General features: G+C 68.6%; 13 protein-coding genes. 1 reads left to right on the top strand and 12 read right to left on the bottom strand.

All coding sequences use genetic code 11. The annotated features are described in order from the left end of the window. Positions 1-20 precede the first annotated feature (20 nt). The 7 genes from OHB24_RS20220 to OHB24_RS20190 form a co-directional block, all read right to left on the bottom strand. Positions 21-914: a TIM barrel protein gene (locus tag OHB24_RS20220; protein WP_327640629.1), complete on the bottom strand. Its 894-nt coding sequence runs from the start codon at positions 912-914 to the stop codon at positions 21-23. Next, the gene (gene iolD / locus OHB24_RS20215) at positions 914-2,827 is read right to left on the bottom strand and encodes a 3D-(3,5/4)-trihydroxycyclohexane-1,2-dione acylhydrolase (decyclizing) (RefSeq protein WP_327640628.1); all 1,914 of its coding nucleotides are present in this window, start codon (positions 2,825-2,827) and stop codon (positions 914-916) included. Before iolD ends, OHB24_RS20220 begins: the two co-directional genes overlap by 1 nt. Next, positions 2,824-3,723 (bottom strand): 5-deoxy-glucuronate isomerase, encoded by a 900-nt coding sequence (iolB, locus tag OHB24_RS20210; RefSeq protein ID WP_327640627.1) that lies wholly within the window; start codon positions 3,721-3,723, stop codon positions 2,824-2,826. Before iolB ends, iolD begins: the two co-directional genes overlap by 4 nt. A gap of 36 nt (positions 3,724-3,759) precedes the next feature. Beyond that, positions 3,760-4,638, bottom strand: coding sequence for a Cgl0159 family (beta/alpha)8-fold protein (locus OHB24_RS43325; protein WP_442913996.1), 879 nt, complete (start codon positions 4,636-4,638; stop codon positions 3,760-3,762). Between the two features lie 911 nt (positions 4,639-5,549). Beyond that, positions 5,550-6,491: a 5-dehydro-2-deoxygluconokinase gene (iolC, locus tag OHB24_RS20200; RefSeq protein ID WP_327640625.1), complete on the bottom strand. Its 942-nt coding sequence runs from the start codon at positions 6,489-6,491 to the stop codon at positions 5,550-5,552. Between the two features lie 34 nt (positions 6,492-6,525). After that, positions 6,526-7,410: a sugar phosphate isomerase/epimerase family protein gene (locus OHB24_RS20195; RefSeq protein ID WP_327640624.1), complete on the bottom strand. Its 885-nt coding sequence runs from the start codon at positions 7,408-7,410 to the stop codon at positions 6,526-6,528. Between the two features lie 14 nt (positions 7,411-7,424). Then, positions 7,425-8,411 (bottom strand): Gfo/Idh/MocA family protein, encoded by a 987-nt coding sequence (locus tag OHB24_RS20190; protein WP_327640623.1) that lies wholly within the window; start codon positions 8,409-8,411, stop codon positions 7,425-7,427. Positions 8,412-8,553: 142 nt separating this feature from the next. Here OHB24_RS20190 and OHB24_RS20185 point away from each other — a divergent pair, with 142 nt between their 5' ends. After that, positions 8,554-9,294, top strand: coding sequence for a GntR family transcriptional regulator (locus OHB24_RS20185; protein ID WP_327640622.1), 741 nt, complete (start codon positions 8,554-8,556; stop codon positions 9,292-9,294). A 6-nt stretch (positions 9,295-9,300) separates the two neighbouring features. On the opposite strand, the gene OHB24_RS20180 is transcribed toward OHB24_RS20185, so the two are convergent. The 5 genes from OHB24_RS20180 to OHB24_RS20160 form a co-directional block, all read right to left on the bottom strand. Beyond that, complete coding sequence (locus OHB24_RS20180; protein WP_327640621.1) at positions 9,301-14,163, bottom strand: NAD-glutamate dehydrogenase; 4,863 nt, start codon at positions 14,161-14,163, stop codon at positions 9,301-9,303. A 118-nt stretch (positions 14,164-14,281) separates the two neighbouring features. Beyond that, a complete protein-coding gene (locus tag OHB24_RS20175; RefSeq protein WP_327640620.1) occupies positions 14,282-14,488 on the bottom strand; it encodes a ferredoxin in 207 nt (68 codons plus the stop codon). Beyond that, complete coding sequence (locus tag OHB24_RS20170) at positions 14,485-15,681, bottom strand: NADH-ubiquinone oxidoreductase-F iron-sulfur binding region domain-containing protein (protein WP_327640619.1); 1,197 nt, start codon at positions 15,679-15,681, stop codon at positions 14,485-14,487. The genes OHB24_RS20175 and OHB24_RS20170 overlap by 4 nt, the downstream gene beginning before the upstream one ends. Then, a complete protein-coding gene (locus OHB24_RS20165; protein WP_327640618.1) occupies positions 15,678-16,232 on the bottom strand; it encodes a hypothetical protein in 555 nt (184 codons plus the stop codon). The genes OHB24_RS20170 and OHB24_RS20165 overlap by 4 nt, the downstream gene beginning before the upstream one ends. Then, positions 16,232-17,140, bottom strand: a complete 909-nt coding sequence (locus OHB24_RS20160) for an FAD:protein FMN transferase (RefSeq protein ID WP_327640617.1) — start codon at positions 17,138-17,140, stop codon at positions 16,232-16,234. Before OHB24_RS20160 ends, OHB24_RS20165 begins: the two co-directional genes overlap by 1 nt.

Raw genomic sequence — 17,140 nt, 5'->3', positions numbered from 1 at the left:
GTTTCACACTCCCGTGGCCGTCATCTCGATGTAGCACCCCCAGAAGCAGTGAGATACGCCAACGTCCGGGCCGCGATCGGCTGCGGTACGTCGGGCGCACACGGGTACATGTCCTGCTCGACGATCGCGAACACGTCGGCGTCGAGCGCGGCCAGTGCGTCGAGGACAGGTGGCAGCTCGGGTACGCCGTTTGGCGGCTCGCACATCACGCCCCGCCGTACCGCCTCGTCCATGCTCAGCCCCTCGGCTTCCACCTCCGCGAGGATCTTCGGATCGACCTGCTTGAGGTGGACGTAGCCGATCCGGTCCGGGTACTTCCGGATCAGCTCGAGGTTGTCGCCGCCGCAGTAGCTGATGTGGCCGGTGTCGAGGCACAGGTTCACGGACGCGCTGTCGGTCTCCTCGAGGAAGCGCTCGACGGTGTCCTGCGTATCGACGTGTCCGTCAGCGTGCGGGTGGTACTGCGTCAGCAGCCCGAACTCCTCCGCCAGCCGACGCCCCAGCTCGGTCACCGCCTGCCCGTGTCGGGCCTGGCCCTCGTGGTCCAAACGCTCCTCGACGACCTCGCCGTTGTCACCTCGCCACATCGACGGCATCACGACCAGGTGCTTCGCACCCATCGCGGCCGTCAGCGCTGCTGTCTTGGCGACATCGCGCCAGGTCGCGTCCCACCCGTCGGGGCGATGCAGCTGCTCGAACGTCGTACCGGCGGTCATCGTCAGGCCGCGCTGGTCGAGCTCGTCCTTCAACCTGACCGGGTCGGTCGGAAGGTAGCCGTACGGACCGAGTTCGATCCGCGTGTACCCGGCCGCGGCCACCTCGTCGAGGAACCGCGCCCACGGCGTCTGCTGCGGGTCGTCGGCGAACCAGACTCCCCACGAGTCCGGCGCCGTACCGATGTCGACTCTGCCCATCAGCGATCCCCTTCGGCCGGAGTCAGGTACGGACGCTGGACCTTCTTGCTTTCCTCGTACGTCGCTGCCGCGGCCTGTGTGGACTGCAGCTCCGACACCTCGCTGACCGGGACGTCCCACCAGGAGTCGTTGTCCGGACTGCCGATCAGCGGATCGGTCGTGACATGGATCGCGATCGGACCGGTGGCTGCCTTCGCGGTCTGGATCGCCTTCTCCAGCTCGGCGCGGCTGTGCACGTCGATCACGTCGACCCCGAAACTGCGTACGTTCGCCGCGAGGTCGATCGGCAGGTAGTCCCCGTCGAGCCGGCCGTCACCGGTGCGCTTGCGGTACGCCGTCCCGAACCGCTGGGAACCGAGGGACTCCGAGAGCGCGCCGATCGACGCGAAGCCGTGGTTCTGCACCAGGACCACGATGATCTTGAGGTTCTCCTGGACCGCGGTGGCCAGCTCGCTGGACATCATCAGGTACGACCCGTCGCCGACCATGACGAACACGTCGCGATCCGGGGCGCCGAGCCGGACGCCGAGTCCGCCGGCGATCTCGTATCCCATGCAGGAGAAGCCATATTCGACGTGGTATCCCTTCGGGTCGCGCGGCCGCCACAGCTTGTGGAGGTCACCCGGCATCGAGCCGGCCGCGCACACAACCACATCAGACGCCGCCGACAATTCGTTGACGGCGCCGATCACCTCGCCCTGGGTGAGCAGTCCTTCGGCCAGTTTCGCGGTCATCTCGGCGGAGGGCCGGAAAACTGCGTCCACAGTTCCGTTCCAGTTCCTGGTGAGTTCCTGGGCCTCTGCTGTGTACTTGTCGTCCACGGACCAATCGCCGAGCGCAGAACCCAACGAAACAAGGGCTTCCCGCGCATCGGCCACCACCGGGAGGCCGGCATGCTTACCACTGTCGAAACGCGCCACGTTGATGTTCAGGAACCGGACCTGCGGATGCTGGAACGCGGTCCGCGACGCCGTCGTGAAGTCGCTGTAGCGGGTGCCGATCCCGATCACCACGTCGGCCTCGCGAGCCAGCGCATTGGCTGCCGTGGTCCCGGTCGACCCGACCGCGCCCACCGCCTGCGGGTGATCGTAGGCCAGAGATCCCTTACCTGCCTGGGTTTCCGACACCGGTACGCCGGTTCGCTCGGCGAACTCGCGCAGCGCTTCCTCTGCTCCCGAGTAGTGCACACCGCCGCCGGCGACGATCAGCGGTCGCTGAGCGGACCGTAGGAGATCTGCCGCCTTGTCGACAATTGATGCCTCCGGCAAAGGACGTGCGACGTACCAGGTGCGCTCGACGAAGAGCTCCTCCGGCCAGTCGTAGGCCTCGGCCTGGACGTCCTGCGGCAGGGCCAGTGTCACCGCGCCGGTCTCGACCGGATCGGTCAGCACGCGCATCGCGTTCATCAGTGCCGAGGGCAACTGTTCGGGCCGCCAGACGCGGTCGAAGTACTTCGACACCGGGCGGAAGGCGTCGTTGACCGACACGTCGCCGGCGCTGAAGCTCTCCAGCTCCTGCAGCACGGGTGTCGCCACCCGGGTCGCGAACACATCCGAAGGGAGGATGAGCACCGGCAACCGGTTGATCGTCGCCAGGGCCGCACCGGTCACCATGTTGGTCGAGCCCGGGCCCACGCTTGCTGTGCAGGCGTAGGTCTGGAGCCGGTCCCGGGTCCGGGCGAAGGCCGTCGCGGTGTGCACCATGGCCTGCTCGTTGCGGGCCAGGATGTACGGCAACGCCTTCGGGTCCTCGAGCTCGGACTGCAGCAGCGCCTGGCCGAGCCCGGCGACGTTGCCATGGCCGAAGATGCCCAGTGACCCGGCGATCAGCCGCTGCCGGAGCCCGTCACGCTCCGAGTACTGGACGCTCAGGAATCGCACCAGGGCCTGCGCGACCGTGAGACGCACCGTCATGACTCTTCTCCTGTTTGTCCGAAAGGTAGGCGCGGATCGAGATGCTGGGACTTCCACAGGTCGCGGACCCAGGCGTGCTGCGGATCGTCGGTGATCAGCCACTGACGCTCGCTGCCGGGTCCGGCCATCACATTGAGGTAGTACATGTCGTAACCGGGAGGCGCCATCGCCGGGCCGTGCCAGCCGTGCGGGACCAGCACCACGTCACCGCTGCGGACCTCCGCCAAGACGTCGATCGGGCGGTCCTCGGTGCCGTAGACCCGTTGGTAGCCGATGGGATCGTTGCCCTTGACACCTTCCGGGACGTCGTCGGACAGCTGCAGCTCGAAGTAGTAGATCTCCTCGAGCTCGCTCTCCTTCCCCGGTTTGTGCTCGTCGTGCTTGTGCGGCGGGTAGGACGACCAGTTGCCGGCCGGCGTGATCACCTCGCACGCGATGATCGAGTCCGCCTCGAGAACTCCCGGCGTACCGAAGTTGCGGACCTGGCGGGACGCGACGCCGGCGCCGCGGAGCTCGGTCTCGACCTCGTCGGCGGCGATCCGCCGGAACGGATGGTCCGTCGCGGCCTTGGCGTGCGGGAACGCGATCCGCGCGCCACCGGCGCTGACCACCGCGAAGGTCGAGTTCCGGGGTACGTAGGCCAGATCCGTCGACCCTGCGAACATGTCCGCCCGTCCGCCGAGCGGGACCGCCTCACCGTCGACGATCACCTCGGCCGATCCACTCAACGGAAGGACGATGTACTCGCAGTCCCCGGTGTCGATCTCCACCGACTGCCCGGGAAGCAGGGTCCGAACCAACAAGCCAGTGTGATGCCACTCCGCCTCATCCGGCCGCACCGCGAGCTCGAACCCATCGCTCGCCGCGGTCCCGGCCGGCCGAACCCATTCAGTCATCCCAACTGTCCTTCCTCAGAACCTCAGCGGTCCGGGTCATGCGGTGTCGCCGTGGACGAGGGCCGCGGCGCGGTCGACAGCCGCTGCCACGTCGCCGTCGGGCGGGAACAGCAGCGCCCGCCCGACCACGAGTCCGCGGACCGAGGGCAGCTCGAGCGCCTTGCCCCACGAGGCGTAGGTCGCTTCCGGCTCCGCCGTCGGATCGCCGCCGAGCAAGAGCGTCGGCAGAGTTGTTGCCTCCATCACCCGATCGAGTTCGTCCACGACCGGCAGCTTGAGCCACGTGTACGCACTCGTCGCGCCGAGACCGGACGCGATCTGGATCGACTTGATGACCGAGTCGGGATCGAGCAGGTTCGCGACCCGCCCGTCCTCACCGCGCGTCGACCAGAACGGCTCCACCATCGCCATCAGCTTGTGCTCGGCCAGGCCGGTCACCGCCGCGGCGCTGCTCTCCAATGTCGCCACGGTCCCCGGATCGCCGAGGTCGATCCGCGTCAGCATCTTCCCGCCGTCGAGCCGCCGCGCGGCGATCTCGTCAGCAGTCCGGTACGCCGTGAACCGGTCGTCCAGCTCGAACGCGGCGCCTTGCAACCCGCCCCGGTTCATCGAGCCGATGACGACCTTGCCTTCCAGCGCACCGAGGAGCAGCAGGTCCTCCAACACGTCCGGTGTCGCCAGTACGCCGTCCACACCCGGCCGCTGCAACGCGATCATCAGCCGGGCCAGCAGATCAGCCCGGCTCCCCATCGCCATCCGATCGGCCCGCACCCCCAACGCACCACGCGCCGGATGATCAGCAGCCACGATCAACAGCCGCCCGTCATCCCCCACCAATGCCCGAGTACGCCGCTGCAACCATCCCTCAGCCACCCGCTCCGGATGCCGAACCCGAACCTCGGTCAACTCCCCCAACCGCTGAGCAATCCCCTCCCACCCGTCTCCCCGGACCAAACCCACCTGCACCGTGTCAGGCACATCAACCGAACCATCAACCCGCTCGGCAGCCTGCTCCGGCACGTCGGGGCTGAACGCGACGGTCGGCTCGTCAACCAACTCGCCGTCCGCTGCCGATGCCTCCGACGGCACGACCGTCTCCTGCTCATCCGGCGACGACGGTTGCGCCCCGGGCAACGGTTGCTCACCCAGCGGCTGCGGCTCACCCGACGGCTGCGGCTCACCCAGCGACTGTGGCTCACCGAGCGGCTGCGGTTCACCGAGCGGCTGCGGTTCACCGAGCGGCTTCTCCACCGACGGCGCGCTCGCGCCGGCTTCGGCGAGGAGCGATTCATTGTCTGCGTCCGCGACGTGCTCTGTGGTCGAGGCTGCGGGCAAAGTCGCTCGCTGCTCTCCACGGACGGTTTGGCCGCTCACCTGATGTCCCGGCGAAGCCTCCGCCCTGCTCAGCCGCTGCTCAGACCCGGCCTGCTCACGTGCCACCTGCTCTTCACCGGTCTGTACGCCTGTTGCCTGCTGGGGTGCGGGGGCGAGGTTCAGGTTTCCGATGACGGTTGTCTGGCCGTCGGGAGTTACAGCGGACGTTTCCTGGGACGGGTCCATCATCACGGTCACGTCGTCGGGGCCCGGAGTTTGTGGGCGAGGCGGCGTGGGGCGCTTGGCGATGACTGTTGGGTCGTTCGCGCCAGGTGTGAGGACAGTGGACTCGTTGGCCCAGTCAGCCTGGTCGGCCGCCGCATCGGGGCGGCGGGCTACGACGGTCGGGTCGTTGGGACCTGGGGTGAGGGTGGTGGGGTCTGGGTCTTCGTGGGGACGTTGGATGCGGATGGGGCGGGCGTGTTCGGAGTACTGGTCATCTTCGTGGGGGGTCATGCTTCGGCTCCCAGGTGGGAGAGAACTTCTTCGGTCGTGGGCATGGCGGTCGAGCATTCGAGGCGGGATGCGACAATCGCGCCCGCGGTGTTGGCGAACCGGATGATCTTCTCGAGCGGCCAGCCGGACAGGAGCCCGTGGCAGAGCGCTCCACCGAACCCATCACCGGCACCGAGGCCGTTGACGACGTCGACCGGGTACGGCGGAACTTCGACGCGCTCGTCCCGGGTCCGGGCGAGCGTGCCGCGGGGGCCCTGTTTGACGACGGCCAGGTCGAGGCCGCGGTCGAGGAGGGCCTGTGCGGCCTTGTCGGGATCGGTCTCGCCGACGGCGACCTCGCACTCCTCACGGTTGCCGACAGCAACCGTGCAGTACTCGAGCGCGCGCGACACCTGCGAGTGCGCCTCGCTCGGGTCGGCCCAGAACATCGGCCGGTAGTCCAGGTCGAGCACCGTGATCGGACGCCGCCGGCGGGCTTCCCAGGCGGCGAAGTGCGCGGACCGCGACGGTTCGGCGGACAGGCCGGTCACCGTGGACCAGTAGATGCGCGCGTCGCGGATCGCGTCCAGGTCGAGCTCCGACGGGTTGATCACCAGGTCGGGCGCCTTCGGGAAGCGGTAGAAGTAGAGCGGGAAGCTGTCCGGCGGGAAGATCTCGCAGAAGGTGATCGGCGTCGGCAGGCCGTCGACTCCGGAGACGAAGCGGTCGTCGACCCCGAGTTCGCCGAGCGTGCGGTGGATGAACACGCCGAACGGGTCGTTCCCGGTCCGGCTGATCACCGCCGACTTGCGCCCGTGCCGCGCCGCCGCCACCGCTACGTTCGTCGCGCTCCCACCGAGGAACTTGCCGAAGGAGGTGACATCTTCCAGATGCGTCCCGAGCTGCAGCGGGTACAGGTCGACCCCGATGCGCCCGATCGTCAGTACGTCGTCCACCATCAGACCATCCCATCCACGCGGGTCCCGGAGGCGGTCATTCGAGTCCCGCCGTGATCGACTGCAGGTGCGCGATACTCGCCCGTACGTCGGCCACGGGTCCGTCGTCCACCGGGCGCGTTTGCAGGATCGTGTCCTGTTCCAGGACGTACCACCCGTCGTACCCGGACGTCTCCAGCGTGCTGACGATTGTGGTGATATCGATGTCGCCGGCTCCGAGCGGCCGGTACATCCCGCCGCGTACGGCGTCCGTGTACCCGACCTCACCGGACTGAACCCGCGCGGCCCACGCGGCGTCGACGTCCTTCAGGTGGGTGTGGCGGATGCGAGACGTGTGCTCGACGGCCAATGCCACGGGATCGACGCCGCCGATCAGCAGGTGACCGGTGTCGAGCGTGAGGCCGATCGACGACCCGTTGAGTACCTGCGAGACGTCGTCAGCGTTCTCGACCATCGTGCCGACATGCGGGTGGACGGTCGCGAGTACACCCTGGGATGCCGCCAGCGCGGACAGCTTGTCCAGGTTGGCGAGCAAAACGCTCCAACCAAGAGCGTCCAGCGTCGGGCGGTCGTCGTACCCGTCCTGGCCGGTCGCCGCAGCGAGGACCAGGGTCCCGGCGCCGGCCGCGACGAAGCCCTCGAGCGCGGCCGCAACCTCCGGAGCGGGATCGTGCGACGGGTCGTGCAAGACGACCGGCACGAATCCGCCGACGGCCCGAAGGCCGACGTCGGCCAGGGTTTTCGCCTTGTCCGCGGGGTCGTCCGGCAGGAACCCGTCCGGGCCGAACTCGGTCGCCGCCAGCCCGACGGCGCGCATCTCGGCGAGTACCGTCGGGGCGTCGTACTGCCAGCCCCAGCCCGGCACCTCGCACACACCCCACGAGATCGGGGCACCGGCGATACGGGTAGCAATGTCAGTCATATGCGTAGCTCTCCTCAGAGCGTGACGATGCGGTTCTCGTGGCGGGACAGTTCGCAGGCGTCGGCGATCCGGAACGCCGCGAGTGCGTCCCGGACCGTGCACGGCACCTCGCGGGTCCCGGCGACGACCTCGGTGAAGGCGGTCAGTTCAGCGACGTACGCGGGCTGGAACCGATCCATGAACGTCATGTGCGGCGGCCCCTCCGGGAAGCTGACGCCCGGCTCGGCCGACCGCAGCGCGGTGTGCGAGTCCAGGCCGACCGCGATCGATCCGAGACTGCCGTGCAGCTCCATCCGTACGTCGTGCCCGGCGCCGTTGTACCGCGTCCCGCTGACCGCGACGAACGTGCCGTCGTCGAGCGTCAGTAACGCAGCCGCCGAGTCCACGTCGCCGTACTCGCCGAAGAACGCCTCGCCGCGGTTCGCGCCGGTGGCGTAGACGCTGACGACCTCGCGGCCGGTGACGTAGCGGATGATGTCGAAGTCGTGCACCGTGCAGTCGCGGAAGAACCCGCCGCTCTGCGGGATGTACTCGCGGTGCGGCGGGAAGGCGTCGTTCGTGTTCGCCCGGATGTGGTGCACGAACCCGAGCTCGCCGGTCTCCACGGCCCCCCGCGCCGCCTGGTACCCGGCGTCGAACCGGCGCTGGAAACCGATGTGTACCGGGACGGTCGCAGCCTCCACCAACGCCAGTACCCGCTCCGTTTCCGCCAGGTCGAGCGCGACCGGCTTCTCACAGAACGTCGGTACGCCGGCCGCGAGTCCCGCCTCGATCAACGAAGCGTGCGCGGACGTCGCCGCCGCGATGACGAAACCGTCCAGGCCGGACGCGAGCAGCGCCGGTACGTCGGAAACCGACGCGACGCCCAACTCCTTCGCGACCGCCTGGGCGCGAGCGGGGTCCGCGTCGGCGACGACCACCTGATCCACCGCCGGCAATTCCTTCAGCGTCGCGGCGTGGAACGCCCCGATCCGCCCGACCCCGACCAACCCGATCCGCATCCGCGCTACCCCTCTCGAAGAACGGCGCGCCACAGCCCCTGCGGCGCGCTGGTTGCTCGTCAGCTTCCCGGGCCGGTGCCAGGGGTGTCAAGACTTTGTTAACACATTCTCACGTATGGACATGGTCAGGTAGCATCCGCCTATGAATGCTGCCCTGCCGATCCGGCTCGATCGGAGCAGCCCGGTGCCGCTGTACCACCAGCTGGCCGAGCAGCTGACTGCCGCCATCACGGACGGCCGGCTGCGTCCGGGCGACCCGTTCGAGAACGAGATCGGCATGTCCGACCGGCTGAGCCTGTCCCGTCCGACGGTCCGGCGGGCGATCTCCGAACTGGTCAACCAGGGCCTGCTGGTCCGCCGCCGAGGCATCGGCACCACGGTCGCGAACCAGATGGTGCACCGCAAGGCCGAACTGACCAGCCTGTACGACGACCTCGCCCGCGAGGGCCGGACGCCGCGGACCGAGGTGCTCGCGCTGGACTGCGCGGCGCAGGACGACCGCGCCGCCGCCGTACTCGAGGTCCCGCCCGGCACCCCGCTGGTCGCGATCGTCCGCCTCCGGTACGCCGACGACCTGCCGCTCGCGATCATGCGCAACTGGCTGCCGCCGGCCCTGAACGACCTCACGTTGGACGAGCTCACGAAGGACGGGCTGTACGCCGTACTGCGGGCCCGCGGTATCCGGCCGACGGTCGCGCGGCAGCGCATCGGCGCCCGCAACGCGACCGCCGAGGAACGCCGTACCCTGCACATGTCGAAGGCGGAGCCGCTCATCACCATGACCCGCTCCGCCTACGCCGCCGACGGCTCCCCCGTCGAATACGGAAACCACTGCTACCGCGCCGACCAGTACTCCGTCGACGTGGTCGTGTCCGAACGCTAGAACCGTTTAGGCCTGGTTGGCGATCAGGGTTCGGACCAGACGGAGGCCAACGGACAGGTGAGCCAGTTCGGGGCCTTCGGTTTCGACGATCTCCTCCAGCATGGTGGCGGCTCGGGCCAGCGCGGTGGCGTTCTGGTCCTGCCAGGTGATGACGCGGTCTTCGGGGTCGGCCGACGGGTCGGTGGTGGCGAGGACCTGCCGGGTGAGGCGGGCGTGCACGGCGTGCAGGTCGTCGCGCAGGGCGGCGCGGGCCATGGTCTGCCAGCGGTCGGTGCGCGGCAGGCCGATGATCCGCTCCAGGAAGCGGCCCAGCTGCAGGCGCTCACCGAGGGCGAAGTGCACCTTGGCGACCTCGAAGATGTCGATGTCCTCGCGGGACGCAGTCTCCACGATCCCGAGACCGGCGTACGCCGGCGGCAGCACCGCGATCCGGGTCGCGAAGTCGTCCGCAACCCCCTTCTGCACGAGGGCTTCGCGCCGCTGCTCGAACAGCGCCAGCTCACGACCACGCAGTACGTCGGGCAACGCCGCCGACAGCTTCGCGATCCCCGGACCGAAGAACTCGATCAGCTCCTCGATGTCGACCGGAGGCCGCCGGTTGCTGACCAGCCAACGGGTGGCCCGCTCGACCAGCGTCCGCGTCTCCAGCCGCATGTGCGTCTGCGTCGCGGCGTCGACCACGTTGTCGAGCTCGGCGTTGTGGGACAGCAGTTCGGGCTGCCCGAAGATCCGGGACGCGGCCAGGTTCGCCCGGACCACGTCCTCGACGGTCCCGCCGGTCTCCAGCGAGAGCCGGTGGTACGCCGTGATGCCGGACGTGTTCACGAACTCGTTGACCACCTGCGTCGTGATGATCTCGCGGCGCAGCTGGTGACCCTGGATCTGGTCGGTGAACCGCTCCTGGATCGCCTTCGGGAAGTAGCTGGCGAGCTTGTGCTTGAGGAACGGGTCGTCCGGCAGCGACGTCTTGAGCAGCTCGGCTTCCATGACGATCTTGGTGTAGGCGATCAGCACCGACAGCTCCGGCGACGTCAGCCCACGCCCGTCGGCCTTGCGCTTCTTGAACTCGGTGACGCTGGGCAGGAACTCCAGCTGCCGGTCCAGCAGCCCTTCCTTCTCGAGCCGCCGGACCCAGTCCTGGTGGACGTGCATCAGCGCCGGCGCCTGCTCGGCCGCGTTCGCCAGGGCGATGTTCTGCCGGTAGTTGCTCTTCAGCACCAGCGCCCCGACCTCGTCGGTCATCGACGCGATGATGTCGTTGCGCTGCTTCTCGGTGAGATCGCCGTCCGCGACCACCGTGTCCAGCAGGATCTTGATGTTCACCTCGTGGTCGGAGGTGTCCACACCGGCCACGTTGTCGATGAAGTCGGTGTTGATCCGGCCGCCGGCCGCGGCGTACTCGATCCGGCCGAGCTGGGTGAAGCCGAGGTTGCCGCCCTCACCGACCGCGCGGGCGCGCAGCTCGGAGCCGGTGATCCGGATCGCGTCGTTCGCCTTGTCGCCGACGTCCGCGTTCGACTCACCCGACGACTTCACGTACGTGCCGATGCCGCCGTTCCAGAACAGGTCGACCGGCGCCTTGAGAATCGCGTTCATCAACTCGGCCGGCGTCAACGTCACCGGCGAGCCCTCGAGGCCGAGCGCCTCGCGAATCTCGGCCGAGACCGGGATCGCCTTGTCCGTCCGCGGGAAGATACCGCCGCCGGCGGAGATCAGCGACCTGTCGTAGTCCGCCCACGACGACCGCGGCAGCTCGAACAGCCGCCGCCGCTCGGGGAAGGACGAGGCCGCGTCGGGCGTCGGGTCGAGGAAGATGTGCCGGTGGTCGAACGCGGCGACCAGCCGGATGTGCTCGGACAGCAGCATCCCGTTGCCGAACACGTCACCGGACATGTCGCCGACGCCGACGACCGTGAAGTCCTCGGTCTGGCAGTCGTGCCCCATCTCGCGGAAGTGCCGCTTGACCGACTCCCACGCACCGCGGGCGGTGATGCCCATCGCCTTGTGGTCGTACCCGACCGAGCCGCCGGACGCGAACGCGTCACCGAGCCAGAACCCGTACTCCTTGGCGACACCGTTCGCGATGTCCGAGAACGTCGCCGTACCCTTGTCCGCCGCGACGACCAGGTAGGCGTCGTCGCCGTCGTACCGGACCACCTGCGCCGGCGGAACGATGTCACCGGCAACGATGTTGTCGGTGATGTCGAGCAGCCCGGAGATGAAGGTCTTGTACGACGCGATGCCTTCGGCCAGCCAGGCGTCCCGGTCCGCGGCCGGGTCGGGCAGCTGCTTGGCGTAGAACCCGCCCTTCGCGCCGACCGGCACGATCACCGAGTTCTTCACCATCTGCGCCTTCACCAGGCCGAGCACCTCGGTCCGGAAGTCCTCCCGCCGGTCCGACCAGCGCAGCCCGCCACGCGCGACCGCGCCGAACCGCAGGTGCACACCTTCGACCTGCGGCGAGTACACGAAGATCTCGTACGCCGGCCGCGGCTGCGGCAGGTCCGGGATCGCCTTCGGCTCCAGCTTCAGCGAGATGTACGACCGCGGCTTCCCGTCGGCGCCCGGCTGGAAGTAGTTGGTCCGCAGCGTCGCCTTCATGACCGTCAGGTACGAACGCAGGATGCGGTCCTCGTCGAGGCTCTGCACCGTGTCCAGCGCGGCCAGGATCTCCTTCTCCAGCTGGTCCGTGCGCATCGTCCGGTCCGGGTCGTCGGCCGGTCCGCGCGCCGGGTCGAAGCTGGTCTCGAACAGCTGTACCAGCAGGCCCGCAACGTCCACGTGGTTCAGGAAGGTGTTCTCGATGTAGTCCTGGCTGAACGGCGTGCCGCCCTGGCGGATGTAGCGCTGGTACGCGCGCAGAATCGACACCTGTCGCCAGCTGAGGCTGCCGCGCAGCACCAGCGCGTTCAGCTTGTCGGACTCGGCCTTGCCCTCCCAGACGGCCTGGAACGTGTCGGAGAACAGGGTGCGCAGTTCCTCGCGCTCCTCGGTGTCCTCCGGTGCCCTCAGGCCGAAGTCGTAGATGTAGGCCATCGTGCCGTCGTCGCAGCGGATCTCGTACGGGCGCTCGTCGACGACCTCCACGCCCATCGCGCTCAAGTGCGGCAGCACCTGCGACAGGGACAACGACGACCCGGTGCGGAAGATCTTGAAGCGCCGTTCGCCCTCCCACTCCTCGTCGAGCGGGGTGTAGAGCGACATGGCCAGCCCGTTGTCGGACGGCAGCCCCTCCAGGACGTGTACGTCGTTGACCGCGACGCGCGCGTCGAAGTCCTCCTTGTACGCCTCCGGGAACGCGTTGGCGTACCGGCGCGACAGCTTGGTGACCGCACCGTCGCCGCCCTTTGCGTGCAGCGCCGCGGTGAAGTCGTCCTGCCACGCCCGGGTCGCCTCGATGACCTGCTGCTCCAGCAGATCCGAGTCGTACTCGCCGACCGTCTCGCCCTGCTTCATCCGCACCACGAAGTGCACGCGGGCCAGCACGGACTCGGTGACGTAGGCGGCGTACGTGACTGTCTCGGCGCCGATCGCGTCCTTCAGGATCTGCTGCATCTTCAGCCGGACCGCAGTCGTGTAGCGGTCACGGGGCAGGTACACCAGGCAGGACAGGTACCGGTTGTAGACGTCACGCCGTACGAACAGCTTGACCGCGCGCCGCTCCTGCAGGTGCAGCACTGACTGCACGATCGGCAGCAGGTCCTCCACAGGTGCCTGCAGCAGCTCGTCGCGCGGGTAGGTCTCCAGTACGTCGAGCAGACCCTTGCCGCTGTGGCTGTTCGGGTCGAAGCCGGTCAGACGGAACAGCTCCAGCGCCTTGCGCCGCAGCACCGGCACCTGCATGACGCTCTCGGTGTACGCCGTCGACGACAGCAGACCGATGAACCGGCACTCGCGGACCGGGTTGCCGCCCTCGTCGAACTGCTTGATGCCGACGTAGTCCAGGAAGGTCGACCTGTGCACCGTGGAGCGCGAGTTCGCCTTGGTGAGGATCAGCAGTTTCTGCTCCTGCGCCTTGGCGCTCACCTCCGGCGGCAGCTTGCCGGAACCCGGCTTCGGGTCCGGGCGGAGGATGCCCAGCCCGGTCCCCGGGCGGCCGCGCAGGATGCCCTGCTCGCCCTCCATGGTGAAGTCGTACTCGCGGTAGCCCAGGAAGGTGAAGTGCTCGTCGGCCAGCCACTCCAGCAGCTCGCGGGCCTCCTCCACCTCGCTCTCGGAGACCGGCAGGTCGGCGGCGTGCAGGCCGGCGGCGATGGTGACCGCCTTCTCGTGCATCTTCGGCCAGTCCTCGACCGACTCACGGACGTCGTTCAGCACCTTCTGCAGGTCCTGCTCGAGCGCGCGGTGCTCGGCGACGTCGGAGATCCGCTCGATCTCCAGGTGCATCCAGCTCTCGCGGACCAGGTCGTGCCCGTCGGCGGTCGTGCTGTCGTCGAGGACCTCCTGCAGCGTGCCGGCCATGTCGCGCCGGACCACGAACTGCGGGTGGATCAGCAGCTGGAGCTCGAGGTTGCGCTCGGTGATCGCCATCGAGGCGCTGTCCACCAGGAACGGCATGTCGTCGATGACGATCTCGACCACGGTCCGGCCGCTCGCGGACCAGCCGTGATCCTCGAGCGTCGGCGTGAAGACGTGCACCTTCGCCGTACCCTGCGGGCGGGACATCGCGGACTTGTAGTGGTGCCGCGCGGCGCCCAGGCAGTCGTTCGGCTGGCGCTCGGCGACGTCCTCGGCCGCGACGTGCCGGTAGTACTGCTCGAGGAACGTCTTTAGCTTGCCCGGGTCGGCCGACTTGTCGTGACCGTGTGTCCCCGCGGCCACCGCCTTGGCGAGCACATCCGCCTTCTGGACGTCCAGCTTGCTCTGCATTCCCCACCGTCTCCACACGTGACTTCGGCGTCGCTCGCGCCGGACCGCACGACGTTGTGCGGTCACTCAGAGATTAGTCCACCTTTGTCACTGGTGTGGTGTCGGGACGGGCCTGTCACTAGGACACAGACTCACTACTGAGGCGTAGTGCAAGTGCTGGGCAGGCGAGGACTGCGCGGCGCGCGTCCGGGAGCTCACCGGCGGTGATTTCGCGGCCCCGGAGAACCGGGAACCCCCAGTCGTCGAGGAGGACGTCATCAGGCATCAGACCGGCGCACAAGCCGTGCCTGTCGCACCGGGTCCAGTCGATCTCCAGCTTGTTCATCGGGTACCTCCAAGAACTCCCAGAACCGGTCGCCCACACCCCTGACCAGACAGGTGCAGCTGTACGTCGTCGTCGAACACCTCGAGCGCCGATGTGAGGAACCTCGCAACCCCGTCCGGGTGCGCGCAGGCTCCTCGCCCCGGAACCAGGCCGAGGTGCCGATAGGCGTCGTGCCACCCCTGCGGGTCGCCGACGGTCAGCCGGGCGAAGTCGTCGACGAGTGAGGCGAGTCCGAAGACGCAGGGCCCGCACTGGCCGGCTGACTGACTCCTCAGCCATTCAGCGACCCTGGTGACCTCGCCGAGCGGACAGGTGCTGGAGCCGAGCGCCAGGATGATTCCGGCGGATACCTCAGGTCGCTGCAGCATCACGCCATCGGTCTGCGACAGCCAGCGCCCGTGGTACCCACCCAGTAGGACAGGTCCCGGTTCTGCACCGACGTACTGCAGGACTGTGTCCAGTGGGACACCTGTCGGTGTCTCGATCACCCCGGGCCGTTGGACCGCCCCGTCGATCGTCAGGAGCTGCGTACCCGGCTCGCTGATCAGACCGGTACTGCTGAACCCGCGGGACCCGAGCCGCGCGAGTACGGCGAGCTGGGCGAACGTCTCCACGTTCGACAGGAAGGTCGGCCGCCGGTGGTACCCCTTCCGCGTCGGCAGCACCCGCCGTCCCGGTGGGACAGCACTACCTCCTTCGAGCGCGCTCAGCACCGCTCGGGCCTCACCTGCGACGAACCGGCCCGGGGTCTCGCGCACCTCGATGGCCAGCCGGTCGTCACGCTCCATCAGCGCCTGCCGGAGGGACGTGGCTGCGGCAGCGTCGTGTACGGCGATCAGCACGTGCGGCGCCCGCAGAGCGTGCGCGAGACCAACTGCGCCGTCCAGAACGAGGTGTGGCGCCCGAGTGAGGAGCAGACGGTCCTTGCGACTCACCGGCTCGCTCTCCGAGCCGTTAACCACCACAGCTTCCACACCGCGAGCTGGGAGGTCCTGCAGCTTCAGTGCGACCGGAAAGGCCGCGCCACCGCGCCCCCTGAGACCTACGGCTTCGCAGAGCTGCACGTAGTCGTCCCGGGTCAGATCTGGTAGCGGACCGTGCGTCAGAAGGTGTTGCTGGAGGTCCTGGTCGAGTCCGGCCAGCACTCTGGCCTCACCGATGACCCTGTGTCGCTCGCTTTCGATGATGGTCACTGGGTCCTCCAGGCACGGGTGGTCTTGGGGGTCGCGTTGTTGAGGCGGTACGCACCGGCCGTCGCCACTGCGGCCAGGCAGCCGAGCGTGATGCCGAGCATCCACGGCGTACTGCGGTCGGTACCTGCCAGCAGTGCGTGGCCGATGGACAACAGCCACCCGACCGACGCGGCGATGTGCAGCCTGCGCCAGTGCTTCGTGAACGTTGCGGACGCGGCCAATCGACCACGGGCTGCTCCGACGAGGGACGCCAGTACCAGGCTGTAGAGAGCAAGCGCACCGACGAACATGGCGAACGGCCGGTAGCCAGAGCCGAACGGCCACACAAGAACGGTCGGACTGATGTCTATGTAGCTGTCGGAGATCACTGCGACCACATGGGTCGCCAGCAGGACCAGTCCGGTCACAGCGGCCGAGCGGTGCACGTACTGGAGCCAGAACCGCCGCTCCGGCCGACGTACGCCGGGCATCACCATTCCGAGCACAGCGGACAGCGTGAACATGACCATCGTGACCACACCGGCCGCACGGGCCAGGTACCACAGGGTCATCAGGCGGCCCTGCTCGCTGTCGGCCAACCGCACAACTCGGTGACGTCACCGTCGTCGGCGATCAGCCGCGCCGGGTGACCGGACAGCTTCAGCCGCCCAACAGCCGCCTCGCCCGTGGCGATCAGCGCAGTGCTGAAGGTGTTCGCCCGTACGGCGGTCGGCGCCCACACGGAGGCGGTCCGGTACGGACCCTCCGAGGGACGGCCCGTCCGCGGGTCGATGACGTGGTGACCGTAGCCGGTCAGCGTCTGCCAACGCCGTGCGGTCCGGGTCGACGTGGTCAGGCCACCGTGGGCCAGCGTCACGAGGACGCCCTCATCACCGGCACGCTCCGCGACGGTGATGACCCACGGCTTCTTCGGCGTACCCGCTGCCCGCAGGTCGCCGCCGATCTCGACGAGGACCGCACAGCCGTAGCGCTTGCTGATCACGTTGGCCGCCCGGTCGGCGGTCCAGGCCTTGGCGGTCGCACCGAGGTCGAGAGCGCACTCCTTCGGAACACCTAGCAGCGCCAGCTTCCGGTTGAGACGGACCGCCTGCCAGCCCGCGATCTGCGTCGGCTCCTCCGGCGCCTGCGGGAAGCGCCGCCGTACCCTCTCGATGTCCGCGTCGTACCCGGCCGCGATCACCGCCGAGCCGACCGTCGGGTCGACCGCCCCGCCGCTCATCTGGGCCGCGACCAGGCTGACGTCTACCAGGTCGACGAGCAGACGGGACACCGGTACGAGTGCGCCGGCGCGGGTGTTGACGACCGACAGCTCGGAGTCCGGGCGGAACCGGCTCGCGGCCTTGTCGACGCGGTCCATCAGCGCCTTGAGCTCACCGCACGCCGCCCCCAGTACGGCGGGGTCGTCGACGGTCAGCCGGACCGTACAACTCCACGCGTTCCACGTGCGGGAGGCGGTCAT

It is taken from the genome of Kribbella sp. NBC_00482, from assembly GCF_036013725.1.
In the GTDB taxonomy this organism is placed as follows: domain Bacteria; phylum Actinomycetota; class Actinomycetes; order Propionibacteriales; family Kribbellaceae; genus Kribbella.
The sequence above is the reverse complement of the archived record's forward strand: the minus strand, read 5'-3'. Positions and strand labels throughout refer to the sequence as shown.